At 71.3% G+C, this 12,938-nt stretch carries 11 protein-coding genes; 6 read left to right on the forward strand and 5 right to left on the reverse strand.

Annotated elements, in window-relative coordinates; all coding sequences use genetic code 11:
• Positions 1-6: 6 nt before the first annotated feature.
• The 3 genes from ET445_RS01210 to ET445_RS01220 all read left to right on the forward strand — a co-directional run bounded on the left by ET445_RS01210 (position 7) and on the right by ET445_RS01220 (position 2,967).
• Positions 7-738, forward strand: coding sequence for a hypothetical protein (locus ET445_RS01210; protein ID WP_129188092.1), 732 nt, complete (start codon positions 7-9; stop codon positions 736-738).
• Positions 739-811: 73 nt separating this feature from the next.
• Positions 812-2,335: an XRE family transcriptional regulator gene (locus ET445_RS01215; protein ID WP_129188094.1), complete on the forward strand. Its 1,524-nt coding sequence runs from the start codon at positions 812-814 to the stop codon at positions 2,333-2,335.
• A 35-nt stretch (positions 2,336-2,370) separates the two neighbouring features.
• A complete protein-coding gene (locus ET445_RS01220; RefSeq protein WP_129188096.1) occupies positions 2,371-2,967 on the forward strand; it encodes a TetR family transcriptional regulator in 597 nt (198 codons plus the stop codon).
• 40 nt (positions 2,968-3,007) lie between these two features.
• Here the strand turns inward: ET445_RS01220 and ET445_RS01225 are convergent, their stop codons facing one another.
• Both ET445_RS01225 and ET445_RS01230 read right to left on the reverse strand, forming a co-directional pair.
• Complete coding sequence (locus ET445_RS01225) at positions 3,008-4,228, reverse strand: glycoside hydrolase family 1 protein (protein WP_129188098.1); 1,221 nt, start codon at positions 4,226-4,228, stop codon at positions 3,008-3,010.
• Between the two features lie 105 nt (positions 4,229-4,333).
• Positions 4,334-4,918, reverse strand: a complete 585-nt coding sequence (locus tag ET445_RS01230) for a TetR/AcrR family transcriptional regulator (protein WP_129188100.1) — start codon at positions 4,916-4,918, stop codon at positions 4,334-4,336.
• 89 nt (positions 4,919-5,007) lie between these two features.
• Between ET445_RS01230 and ET445_RS01235 the strand changes: the two genes are divergently transcribed.
• Both ET445_RS01235 and ET445_RS01240 read left to right on the forward strand, forming a co-directional pair.
• Complete coding sequence (locus tag ET445_RS01235; protein WP_129188102.1) at positions 5,008-6,276, forward strand: MFS transporter; 1,269 nt, start codon at positions 5,008-5,010, stop codon at positions 6,274-6,276.
• Positions 6,277-6,281: 5 nt separating this feature from the next.
• Positions 6,282-7,952, forward strand: a complete 1,671-nt coding sequence (locus tag ET445_RS01240; RefSeq protein ID WP_129188104.1) for a family 20 glycosylhydrolase — start codon at positions 6,282-6,284, stop codon at positions 7,950-7,952.
• Here the strand turns inward: ET445_RS01240 and ET445_RS01245 are convergent.
• The 3 genes from ET445_RS01245 to ET445_RS01255 form a co-directional block, all read right to left on the reverse strand.
• Positions 7,949-8,689, reverse strand: coding sequence for a winged helix-turn-helix transcriptional regulator (locus ET445_RS01245; protein ID WP_129188106.1), 741 nt, complete (start codon positions 8,687-8,689; stop codon positions 7,949-7,951). The two genes, ET445_RS01240 and ET445_RS01245, sit on opposite strands and share 4 nt — an antisense overlap.
• A 10-nt stretch (positions 8,690-8,699) precedes the next feature.
• Positions 8,700-9,152: a VOC family protein gene (locus ET445_RS01250; protein WP_129188107.1), complete on the reverse strand. Its 453-nt coding sequence runs from the start codon at positions 9,150-9,152 to the stop codon at positions 8,700-8,702.
• 116 nt (positions 9,153-9,268) lie between these two features.
• Complete coding sequence (locus ET445_RS01255; protein WP_129188109.1) at positions 9,269-9,988, reverse strand: alpha/beta hydrolase; 720 nt, start codon at positions 9,986-9,988, stop codon at positions 9,269-9,271.
• A 203-nt stretch (positions 9,989-10,191) separates the two neighbouring features.
• Here ET445_RS01255 and ET445_RS01260 point away from each other — a divergent pair, with 203 nt between their 5' ends.
• On the forward strand, positions 10,192-12,900 hold the full coding sequence (locus tag ET445_RS01260; protein ID WP_129188111.1) for a helix-turn-helix transcriptional regulator: 2,709 nt from the start codon (positions 10,192-10,194) through the stop codon (positions 12,898-12,900).
• Positions 12,901-12,938 lie beyond the last annotated feature (38 nt).

The raw sequence follows: 12,938 nt of genomic DNA on the forward strand, positions 1-12,938 counted from the left end.
CGACGCATGGATGTCTCCGACGCTCTGGCCCGCGACCCCGACCGCGCCCGCGACCCCGACCTGAGCCTTCGCCTCTGGGCGTTCCTCGCGGGCGGCTCGGGCGTCGTCGCGCTCGTGCCGCTCATCGGGTTCTTCGCCCTCGGTGCCCCGTTCGCGGGAACGTACACGCGGTGGTCGTGGCTCGGGCCCGCCAACGACGCCCTTTCGATCATCGTGATGCCGGCGACGGCCGTGTTCGCCGTGTTCGTCGCGCGGCGGCTCCGGTCGCGGGTCGCCTGGGTGCTCACGGGTCTCCTCGTCGTGGCCGCCGGCGCGCTCGTCTGGGCGACGGCGGCCATGCTGCACGGCGCGGTCGGGTTCGAGGTGCAGTTCGTCGTGGCGGTTCCGTTCGCCGTCGCGATGTTCGCGTGGACCCTCGTCGCGAGCCGGCGCGCCGCCCGTCGGGGGATGCTCGGCGCCGGGATGTCGCGCTGGGGCGTGATCATGGCCGTCTCGGCGCTCGCGGGCGTCGCGCTCTTCGGCGCCGGGCTCCTGCTCGGCGGCGTCGCGGACGCCGCCGAGACCGCCCTGCTCATCGCAGCGGGGATCCCGACCGCGGCGGCGTGGCTCGCATTCCCCGTGTGGTGCGTCGCGCTCGCGTACCGCTGGCGGTCGGCGGCGCGCGAGAGACATCCGCCGAATCAGAACTTCCACCTTCTTTCACCGTCGTCGATTCCGGAAGCACAGCGCAAACGTTGATCTAGCGTCTGCAGAACAGAACCTTCGGGATCCTTCCGTTTGGCGAACGCGCCCGGCCGTGTGACCATGAGGCATGGTCACCGCCGATCGAACGCCACGCGCCTCGCATGCCGCGTCCCTCGCCGCCGCCCTCGCCGCGCCCGCCGCGGAGCCCGACGAGACCGAGGTCGACGCCCTCACGCTCGGCCGGCGCATCCGCGAACGCCGCGTCGCACGCGGCCTCACGCTCGGCGAACTCGCCCAGGCGATCGATCGCGCGCCGTCGCAGGTGTCGGCGATCGAGAACGGCAAGCGCGAGCCGCGCCTGTCGATGCTCCGCACGATCGCGCTCGCCCTCGGCACGACGGCCGACGAACTGCTGCGGCCCGACGCGCCGTCCGAGCGCGCGGCGCTCGAGATCGCCGTCGAGCGCGCGCAGCGGGGGCCGGTGTTCTCGGCGCTCGGGCTGCCCGCGTTCCGCGTCGCGAAGACCATGACCGACCAGACCCTCGAGACGATCCTCGCCCTGCACCACGAGATCGAGCGCCTGCACCGCGAGCGCGCGGCGACGCCCGAAGAGGCGCGCCGGGCCAACGCCGAACTGCGCGCCGAGATGCGCGCACGCGACAACTTCTTCCCCGAGCTCGAGCAGAAGGCCGCCGAGCTCCTCGAGGCCGTCGGCCATACGGGCGGCCCGGTCTCGCACCAGCTCGTCGCCGACGGCGCCGCGCTGCTCGGCTACTCGCTGCACTACGTCGGCGACCTGCCGCACTCGACGCGCTCGGTGACCGACAAGCGCAACGGCCGCATCTACCTGCCGACCCAGCTGTCGGCGTCGCGCGACTCGCGCTCGCCGATCCTGCAGGCGCTCGCGTCGCACGTGCTCGGCCACGAGGAGCCCAAGAGCTACGCCGACTTCCTGCGTCAGCGCATCGAGACGAACTACCTGACGGCCGCGATCCTCCTGCCCGAGCAGGCGACCGTGCGCTTCCTCACCGAGGCGAAGAATCTGCGCCGCATCTCGATGGAAGACCTGCGCGACCATTTCGCCGTCTCGTACGAGACCGCCGCGCACCGGTTCACGAACCTCGCGACCTCTCGCCTCGACATCCCCGTGCACTTCACGAAGGTGCACGAGTCGGGCACGATCATCAAGGCGTACGAGAACGACCGGGTGCGCTTCCCGTCGGATGCGCTCGGCGCGATCGAGGGCACGACGATGTGCCGCAACTGGACGGCCCGCACGGTGTTCGACGTCGAAGACCGCTACAGCCCCTGGTACCAGTACACCGACACCCCGTCGGGCACGTTCTGGTGCACGTCGCGCATCGAGAAGGCGAAGGAGGGCGAGTACTCGGTGTCGGTGGGCGTGCCGTTCGAGCACGTCAAGTGGTTCCGCGGCCGCGAGACACCGCATCGTGCGGTGTCGCGCTGCCCCGATCCGTCGTGCTGCCAGGCTCCGACGGGACTCGCCGACAAATGGGCGGATGCCTCGTGGCCGGCCGCGCGCACGCCCACGTCGCTCCTCGCGGCACTGCCGACGGGCACGTTCCCGGGCGTCGACCAGACCGAGGTGTTCCAGTTCCTCGAGGCGCACGCGCCGAGAGGGACCGACTGACGGGGCCTACGCCTGAACCCGGCTACCGTGGAGGGATGACCCCCGAACGCCGCGGCCCCTACGCCAAGGGCGTCGCGATGCGCGGCAGGATCGTCGACGCCGCGCTGTCGCTCTACGCCTCGACCGAGGCGCCGCCGACGTTCAAGGCGATCGCCGACGCCGTCGGGCTCAGCGAGAAGGGCCTCAGCCACTACTTCCCGAGCCGCGACGAGTTGCTCGTGAGCGTGCTCGCCGAGCGCGACCGCATCGACGCCATCGAGTCGGGCGTCGAACCCGCCGAACCCGCCGACTTCGTCGCCGCCGTCGAGCGGGTGATGACCCACAACATGAGCACTCCCGGGCTCTTGCGGCTCTACGTCGATCTCTCGGCCGCCGCGACCGATGCCGGGCACCCCGCGCACGAGTACTTCGTCGCGCGCTTCCGCGTGCTCCGCGAGCGCCTCTCCGCATACCTCCGCGAACTCGGCATGTCGACCGAGTACAGCGAGTGGGCGGCGCGCATCCTCGTGGGCGCCGTCGACGGGCTGCAGGCGCAATGGCTGCTCGACCAGGACTTCGACCTCAGCGGCTCCGTCGTCGAGCTCATCGAGCTCGTGTTCGCCGCCGACACTCCGCCGCGGCTCGCGCGCTGAGGAGTGGGACGGCGCACGCGCCGTCCCACTCCGAAGGCGGTTACGCCGCGACGATCTCGTCGGCGCCGCGGCTCACGGCGCCGAGCCAGGCGAGCGACGGCTTCGGCGTGCGCACGAACGTCTGACGGTCGACGGCGATGAGGCCGAAGGTCGGCCCGTAGTGACCCCACTCGTAGTTGTCGAGGAGGGTCCAGTGGAAGTAGCCGTCCACGCGGATGCCGTCGTCGATCGCCGACTTCAGGGACTGCAGCGCGCCCGCGGTGTACTCGATGCGCTCGTCGTCGTCGCTCGTCGCGATGCCGTTCTCGGTGACGATGACGGGCGTGTCGGGCAGCACGCGGGCCGCCTCGCGCACAGCGCCGCCGAGCGCGGGCGGGTAGTACTCCCAGCCCGTGATCGTGCGCTGCGCGTCGTCGGGGACCGGGCGGGCGACAGGCGCGCCGTCGTCTTCGCCGACGACGATGCGCGTGTACGTCTGCACGCCGATCCAGTCGTCGCCTGCCGCAGCCTCGACGAAGACCGTCTGGCGCGGTCGCGCGTACTCGGCTGCGGCCGCTTCGGCCCCGGGCTCGGCCTGGACGTCCTGCAGCGACAGGGACCATCCGATCTTCGCGCCCGGGTGCTTGGCACGCAGCAACTGCCGGGCCGCGTGGTGGGCGCGGATGAGCGCCTCGCCGGTCTCGAGGTCGGGCGTCGGGAGGCCGCCGGTCGTGAAGGCGTCGGTTCCGGCGCCCTGCTTCCGCAGGCTCGCCATGATCGCGACCATGTTGGGCTCGTTGATGGTGCAGATGTGCTCGACGCCCGCGTCGAGGATCGGGGCGATCCGGTCCAGGTAGCGGACGAAGAGCTCGGTCGCGCCCTCTGCGGTCCAGCCGCCGCGGGCCGTGAACCAGAGCGGGGCGGTGAAGTGGTGGAGCGTGACGAGCGGGCGCAGCCCGCGACGCAGTGCGCCCTGCACCATCGCGCGGTAGTGCTCGATCATCGCGGCCGAGAATTCGCCCGGAGCGGGCTCGATGCGGGCCCACTCGATGCTGAAGCGGTAGTCGGTGAACCCGGCTCCGACGAGAAGGTCCATGTCTTCGGGCCAACGGTGGAAGCTGTCCACGGCGTCGCCGCTCGGCTCCGAGACGAACCCGGACCCCGAGTGCTCGAAGTGCCACCAGTCGCTCGCGGTGTTGTTGCCCTCGATCTGGTGGGCCGCGGTGGACGCGCCCCAGAGGAAGCCTTCGGGGAACGCGGGGGCGGATGGACGGACGGTCATGTGTACTCCTTCGTAGTCGTTGTCGGGCTGCGAGCCCGATTCGATCGGGGAGCACGGCATCGTTGACCGGTACACCGTACCTGAAAACCCTGTGGGCGCGGGTTTTCAGTCGGACTCGCGTTCGACCCGCCGCGGCTGCGCGTCGATCACCCGCTCGATGACCGCCCAGTCGTTCGCGACGTCGAGCCCGCTGTCGAGCAAGCGGCTCACCCGCTCACCGGCGAGCAGGAGACGGACCAGTCGGGAAACGGTCTCGGGGTCGGCGAACTCACGCTCGATGATCTCGCCGAGGATCGCGAAGATCCGGGCGTCGCGGCGAAGGAAGTAGGCGTGCGCGGGATGCCCCGGGTCGAGCGCCTCGGCTTCGAGCGCGTCGAAGCTCCGCACCTCGTCGGCGCGTTCGTTGTAGTACCGCCACACTTCGTCGAGCGTCTCGAGCAGCGTGGCACCGGGCACCCGCTCGATGATCGCGGCCTGGTCGAGCTGATCGCGGCGCTCGAGCACGGCCGCGAGAAGCGTCGGCAGGTCGGAGAAGTAGTGCATGAGCCCCGGCGTCGACATGTCGCATCGGCGCGCGATCTCGCGAAGGCTGAGGGACCGATAGCCGACCTCGACGATCGCCGCCTGCGTGACCGCGAGGATCTCGGCCCGTCGGGCCTCGGGGGACAGCCGCCGCCGTGTGCGTTCCATCGACGCCCTCCGATGATCGAGTTGTGCATTCTCCGCGCCCACCGTATGATCTCCGCTATCTTACCCCTGTTAGATAAGGTGCCCGTTCAATGCCGAACCCGACTCTCGACGCAACCCCGACGTCGTCCTCGCCCGAGCGGCCGAAGCTCTCCAAGCCGCTCAAGCGGTTGTTCGGCCTCATCGCACCACTCAACATTGTCATCTACACGCTCGTGGGCGCCGTCCCCGGCGTGTTCCTGCCTTTGCAGCTCCAGTCGATCGACCCCGCCGGCAAGGAGCTGAACCTCGGCATCATCACGGGCATCGGCGGTGCCGTCTCGCTCATCTCGAGCCCCGTGATCGGCCTGCTCTCCGACCGCACTCGCTCGCGCTTCGGCCGCCGTACCCCGTGGATCGTCGCCGGCGCACTGCTCACCGGCCTCGCGCTCGTCTTCATGGGCATCTCGAACAGCATCATCCAGCTCGCCATCGGCTGGATCATGATCCAGATCGTCATCAACTTCATCATCAGCCCGCTCACGGCCCTGCTGCCCGAGCGGGTGCCGGTCGCCGCACGCGGCGCGTTCTCGGCGCTCTCGGGCATCGGCCTCATGGTCGGCATCCTCGGCGGCTCGATCTACGGCGCGGTCATGGCCGACGACATCCCGTCGGGATACCTCATCCTCCCGGGCGTGCTCCTCGTCATGGTCGCGCTGTTCGTCGTGCTCGCGCCCGACACGTCGTCGAAGGACGCGGTCAACGAGCCGTTCTCGCTCGTCCTCTTCCTCAAGTCGTTCTGGGTCAGTCCGCGCAAGCACCCCGACTTCGCCTGGGGGTTCTGGGGCCGCATCACCCTCTTCACGGGGTACTTCCTCATCCACGGCTTCTCGCTGTACATCCTCCAGGACTACATCGGCCTCGGCGATGAGGCGGTCGACAACGTGCCGAAGCTGAGCCTCGTCGTGCTCGTCACCTCGCTCATCGCCCTCGTCATCTCGGGTCCGCTCTCCGACCGCATGGGCCGGCGCAAGCCGCTCGTCATCGCGGCGGCGCTCATCATGGGCGTCGGCATGGTGATCCCCTTCGTCCTGCCGACCTTGCTCGGCATGTTCCTCTACGTCGGCATCGCGGGCTTCGGCTTCGGCACCTACCTCGCGGTGGACGCCGCACTCATGAGCGAGCTCCTGCCGTCGAAGGACACCTTCGCGAAGGACCTCGGCGTGCTCAACATCGCGGCGACGCTCCCGCAGTCGCTCGGACCCTTCCTCGGCAGCTTCATCGTCTTGGCGTTCGGCACCTACGCCCCGATCTTCCCGCTCGGTCTCGTGCTCGCGATCATCGGCGCGGCCTGCATCATCCCCATCAAGTCGGTGCGGTGATCACGATGACGACCGCACCGCAGATCATTCCCGCCCCCGCCGTCGTCGACGGCGACCCGAGCGGCGGATTCACCTTCGCCGCCTCCACCCCGATCGTCGTCGAGTCGCCCGCGCTCGCCGCCGTCGCACGGCGGTTCGCGGCCGACGTCGCCGCAGACACGGGCATCGAGGCATCCGTCATCGAGTCCGCCGGCGCCGCTGACCCGGGCGACGCGCTCGCGGTGCGCATCCTCCTCGGCGACACCGGGCTCGAGGGTGTCGCCCTCGCGGGCGGCGTCCGCGCGGACGGCGCCTCGGCCGAGGCGGCCGACGAGCGTCACGGCGTGGATGTCTCGCCCGAGCGCGTGCTCGTCTGGGGCCCGACCCCCGAGGCGGTGCACCGAGGACTCACGAGCCTCCGTCAGCTCGTCGCGGCCGCGGCATCCGGCGGCGCAGCCGAGCTCTCGGCCGTGCGTCTCCTCGACGGCCCCCGCTTCGCGTGGCGCAGCCTGACGCTCGACACGGCGCGCACCTTCCACGACGTCGAGAGCGTCGAGCGCGTGCTCGACATGCTGTCGCTCTACAAGCTCAACGTGCTGCACCTCCACCTCACCGACGACCAGGGCTGGCGCATCGAAGTGCCCTCGCGCCCCGCGCTCACGGAGGTCGGCGCCACGGGCGCGGTCGGCGAACGACCGGGCGGGTACTTCTCGGTCGACGACATCGCGGGCCTCGTCGCCTACGCGGCCGACCGGTTCGTGACCCTCGTGCCCGAGATCGACATGCCGGGCCACGCGGCCGCGATCTTCGCGTCGTACCCCGAACTCGCGCCTCGCCTCGCAGGCCCCGACCTGGCGATCGAGGGACTCCCCGTCGCCATCGGCACGCTCGACCCCGCCCGCCCCGAGGTCTGGCGGTTCGTCGAAGACGTACTCGACGCCGTCATCCCCCAGTTCCCGCAGAGCGCGTATCTGCACATCGGCGGCGACGAGGCCTTCGGCATGGACGAAGCCGACCACGCGGCCTTCGTCGCGCGGGCCGTCGAACTCGTCCGCGAACGTGGGCGGAAGGCCGTCGGCTGGCAGGAGGCGGCACGCGCCGACCTCGGCGACGACGTGCTCGTCCAGCACTGGATCGACACACCGCCCCAGGCGGTCGAGGTCTTGCGCGGCCGTGTTCCCGAGCCGCTTCTCGAGGTGCTCGGCGCGAACCTGCGCGCCGCGGTGACCGACGTCCCGCGCGCCCTCGCCCAGCGCAACCGTCTCATCGTGTCGCCGACGCAACGCCTGTACTTCGACTCGCCGTTCGGGGATGCGTCGACCGACCCCGCGCAGAACGCCGTGCGCGCGCGTCTGGGCATGCCGTTCTACCCGCCGCAGTCGGTGCGCCGAGGCGTCGAGTGGGATCCCGTCGCCGACGTCGCCCACGTCACGGACGAAGACCAGGTCGCGGGCGTCGAGGGCGCCGTCTGGTGCGAGACCGTCACCGGACGGGACGACCTCGAACTGCTGCTCCTGCCCCGCCTCCCCGGCCTCGCCGAGAAGGGCTGGGCGACCGCGGGCGCGACCGACTGGGACGACTACCGTGCGCGGCTCGCGCCGCAGTCGGCCGTCTGGTCGCGCCGCGGCTGGAACTGGTACCGCGCCGACAGCGTCGAATGGGAGTCGTCCCCCGTCGGCGCGCACGCCTCCGCTTAGGCGACGGACTGCGTCGCAGCGACAGCCCCGGATGTCTCGGGCCCCACGGGCTCGATGCGGAACGTGCGACAGAACCGCACGACGAACTCGGGCCGCCCCGCGAGCACCGGCACTGCCGCGGGGTCGGCCACCGGGTCGATCGCGCCCGACAACAGGTCGCGGAGCGTCTCGGGGTCGAGCACGAGCTCGAGGATCGCCTCGGGCTGCGGCGTGCCCATGCGCCGGTTCGCGGGCGCCTGCACCGACCCCGGCCCGACGGGCACGACGTCGAGCGCGCCGCCGGCGACGATCGCGGCGACCGACGCGCCGCCCACGTGCAACACGTACTCCGTGGGCGGCAGCGACCCCGCGGCATCCGCCCGGAACGCCGCTCGCAGCGAATGCGCGAGCGCGTCGCCGCTCATCGTCTCGCCCTCGCCGGCCTCGCGGAGCGACGACCAGCCCCACCGTTCGAGCTCCACGATGACCGGCTCGAGCGCGCGCCCGAGCGGGGTGAGCTCGTAGCCGCCGCGCACCACGGGCACGCGGCGCAGGAGCCCGGCCTCCTGCAGCTCGCGCAGGCGGTCGCTCAGGATGTTCGTCGGGATGCGCGGGAGCGAGGCCTTGAGGTCGCCGTACCGCCGGGCGCCCTGCAGGAGGTCGCGCAGGATGAGGAGCGACCAACGCTCGCCGACGCGCTCGAGGGCCCGGGCGGTACCGGAGTACTGCCCGAACCCTCGCGGCGCACGTGCCCCCATTCCGGCCCGATCAGGCCGAGGCCTGCGAGCCGGCGCCCTGCTCGGCGAGGTACGCGTCGGGGCCCTGTTCGACGGCCGACGGCTCCATGTAGAGGAACTCGAGGGTGTTGCCGTCGGGGTCTTCGAGCGACCGCGAGTACATGAACCCCAGGTCTTGCGTCTCGCGCGGCTGGGCTCCGCCCGCGGCGAGCGCCTTCGCGGCGACCTCGTCGACCGCTTCGCGCGAGTCGCACGTGAGGGCCGTGAGCGCCTGCGCGTGCGTCTTCGGGTCGACCACCTGCTTGTCGGTGAACGTCTGGAAGTACTCGCGGGTGACGATCATGAACATGATGTTGTCGTCGACGACGACGCACGCGGCGTTGTCGTCGGTGAAGAGCGGGTTGATGCCGAACCCGAGGGCCGTGTAGAACTCCTTGGCCCGGTCGAGGTCGGTCGTGGGCAGGTTCACGAAGATGTACGTCATGGTCGCCTCCAGCGATCGTCGTCGGTGTCGTTCGTTCCCGGGTTGCACGTTCAGCTTGCTCTTTGCAAGTGCACTTGTCAATAGCAAGTAAACGGATGTCCCGTCCCGCGCGCCGTTCACACGGCCGCGAGCGCACCGGCGATGAACGATGCGACCCGAACCGGCTGCGAGATGAACGCCGTGTGCGACCCGTCGATCTCCTCGACCACGGCACCCATCCGCTCCGCCATGAAACGTTCGGCATCGGGCGAGATGGCCTGGTCGCGAGCCGCCACCTGGTACCACGTGCGGTGCTCGCGCCAGCCCGCCGCGGTCGCGTTCTCGGTGAACGCCGCCGCGGCGAGCGGCCGCTGGGTCGCGAACATGACCTCCGACAGGTCGACGGGCACGTCGGCGCAGAAGGTCTCGCGGAACCCGTCGCGACTGATGAGCAGGTCGGGGCCGCCCGCAGCGCCGGGCGCGTCGTAGGCGGTCGGCCGCACCGTGGTCGCGAGCAGCGACGGCGGGAAGGGGGCGGTCGCGCTCGCGCAGCTCTCGCCGACGTCGGGTGCGAACGCCGCCAGGTAGACGAGCCCTGCCACGTTCGGCAGCCCCGCGGAGGCCTGGCTGATCACGGCGCCGCCGTAGGAATGGCCGACGAGCAGCACCGGACCGTCGATCGCGCTCACCACCGCGCGCACCGCGGCGGCGTCGCCGCCGAGGCCCCGCAACGGGTTCGGCGGGGCGAGCACGGTCGCACCGGTCGAGCTCAGCTCTCGAACGATCGCGGCGAAGCCGGACGCGTCGGCGAATGCTCCGTGGACGAGGACGACGGTGGGCATCGAGGTGTTTGACATGGGATCTCTCCTTCGGACGACGGTGATGATCGGTCGAACGGCCGTGCCGACTCTCCGCGGCGGCCGCTTGCCGCCCATGCTCATCGACGCATCCCCGCGGGCGCATCAGGGACTCCCCAGCCACGTTCTCCCATCGCCGGCAGGTCGCCGGCGAATAGGCTGGATCGCATGTCGACGACGTCGGCGAAGACGGATGGCACGCCGTGAACCTGCTCGGGCGCGAAGACGAGAGCGCCGCGCTCGATCGGCTCCTCGACGAGGTCCGCGCAGGCTTCAGTCGTGCGCTCGTCGTGACCGGCGAACCGGGCGTCGGGAAGACCGCGCTCCTCCACCGTCTGACGACTCGCGCGAGCGACTTCCGCGTGATCGAGATCTGCGGTGTGCAATCCGAGATGGAGATCGCGTTCGCCGCGCTCCACCAGCTCTGCGCCCCCCACCTCGGCCGGCTCGAGGCCATTCCGACGCCTCAGGCCGACGCGCTACGCATCACGCTGGGACTCCGGGAGGGCAAGGCGCCCGACCGTCTCCTCGTCGGGCTCGGCCTGCTCAGCCTGCTCGCGGAACTGGGAACGGAACGACCGCTCCTCTGCATCGTGGACGACGAGCACTGGCTCGATCACGCGTCTGCACAGCTGATCGCATTCGTCGCCCGTCGGCTCGACGCGGAGTCCGTCGGCATCGTCTTCGGTGCGCGAGGCGTCGGAGACGAGCTCGCCGGGCTGCCGCAACTGGGCCTCGCGCCGCTCGACCCGACCGATGCAGGCGCACTGCTCGACTCGATGCTCGCAGGCCGGATCGATCCTCGGGTCCGCGAGCAGCTCCTCGTCGACACCGACGGCAATCCGCTCGCCGTCGTCGAGCTCGCACGAGAGCTCACGGCCTCGCGCCTGAGCGGAGGGTACGGCCTGCCCGACGCCTTCGCGGAGAAGACCGGCGCCTCGGCGGCCTTCTCACGCCGCATCGCCGCGTTGCCCGACGAGAGCAGACGATTGCTCGTCCTCGCCGCCGTCGATCCGACGGGCGATCCGATCCTGCTGTGGAACGCCGCGGCCGTGCTCGGCGTGCCGGCTCGATCGGCGCTGGCCGTGTCCGATGCCGAGCTCGTCGAGTTCGGTGCGCGCGTGCGATTCCGTCATCCGCTCGTCCGGTCTGCGGCGCATCGGTCCGCGACCGGCCTCGACCTGCGGAACGCCCATGCCGCATTGGCCGCGGCCACGAACCCCGCGACCGATCCCGACCGACGCGCGTGGCACCGTGCGGCCGCAGCCGACGGCCCCGACGGGCGCGTCGCCGCCGAGCTCGAACGCTCGGCCGACCGTGCTCGCGCGCGCGGCGGTCTCGCGGCCGCCGCAGCCTTCCTCGAGCGCGCGGTGATCCTGACGCCCGACGTCGCAGACCGCGCCCGCAGGGTGCTGGCGGCAGCACGCGCGAAGCTCGCGGCCGGTGCGTTCGAGGACGCCGGAGCCCTGCTCGACCTCGTCGACGGCGAATCGTACGGCGAGGTCGAACTGGCCCGCGCCCGGGCGCTCCGCGCCCAGCTCGCGTTCGCCGCAGACCGCGACGCGCGCGTTCCCGCCATGCTTCTGGAAGCGGCGGAGGCGAGCGGTCCGCTGGATCCCGAGTTCACCCGCGAGACGATGCTCGACGCGTTGCGCGCCGCCGTCTACGTCGGCCGCCTCGCCAACCCCGACGCCGACCTCTCGGCCGTCGCCGCCGCGGCGGTCTCCAGGACGCCGACGGCGCCGGAGCCCGACGACGCGGCCTTCGGCGAGCTCGCTCCGATCCTCCGGACGAGAGCCGGCCGGCTCCCTCCGTTCGCCGACGTCCTCGTCAGAGTGGGGCACTCCGCAAGCGCGGACGATCCGCGTTGGCTGTCGTTGCTGGCCTTCGCCGCTGCGGGCCTGTGGAACTCCCCCGCATGGGATCGGTTGACGGCGAGGTACGTCGAGGTCTGCCGCGACCAGGGCGCGCTCAGCGAACTCCGCCTGGCCCTCACCGCCCGGATCTACGCGCTCCTGACGTCGGGTCGGATGCCCGAGGCGCATGCCTGCCTCGAGGAGCTGGCCGCCGCGCTCAGCGCGACGCAGAGCAGCCTCGCATCGTACGGAGCGGTCGCCGCCGAGGCGTTCCTCGGCCGACGCGACGCCGTCGGACTCGCCGAGGTCGTCGTCGCCGACGCACGCCGACGCGGGGAGGGCCTCGCGATCACCGCGACATCGTGGGCCGTCGCCCTGCTCCACAACGGACTCGGCCGCTATGAGGACGCGCTCGAGGCCGCCGTCACCGCGACGGCGTACTCCGCCGAGGATCTCGGTCTCGGCAACTGGGGTCTCGTGGAACTCGTCGAAGCGGCCACCCGGGCCCGCGCGCATGACACGGCCGCGGAGGCCCTCGAACGGCTGCGTGCGACGACCCGCGGCATCGACACCGATTGGGCGCGAGGGATCGTCGCTCGGTGCGCCGCGTTGCTCGCGACGGACGACGACGCGGAGCGCGCCTTTCAGGAAGCCATCGAGCACCTCGATCGAGGCGGACTCCGTCCTGACGCGGCTCGAGCGCGCCTCCTCTACGGGGAGTGGCTCCGCCGGGAGCGTCGACCCGCCGACGCTCGGGTTCAGCTTCGCGCGGCGCATGAGATGCTCACGACCATCGGGATGGCGGGGTTCGCCGAGCGCGCCCGGCTCGAGTTGCGGGCCGCCGGCGAGCGGACCCGGATTCACGCGCCGAGCCGTCAGGGCGAGCTGACCGCCCAGGAGGCGCACATCGCGCAGCTCGCTCGATCCGGGCTCAGCAATCCCGAGATCGGCACCCGGCTCTTCATCAGCGCCCGCACGGTCGAGTACCACCTCGGCAAGATCTTCAGCAAGCTCGGCATCCGATCCCGGTCCCAGCTCGAGGACCGCCTGGACTGACGGGAACGACGCGACCCGGAGCTCGCGGGTCGTCCGGT

Source organism: Agromyces protaetiae, assembly GCF_004135405.1.
Classification (GTDB): Bacteria; Actinomycetota; Actinomycetes; order Actinomycetales; family Microbacteriaceae; genus Agromyces; species Agromyces protaetiae.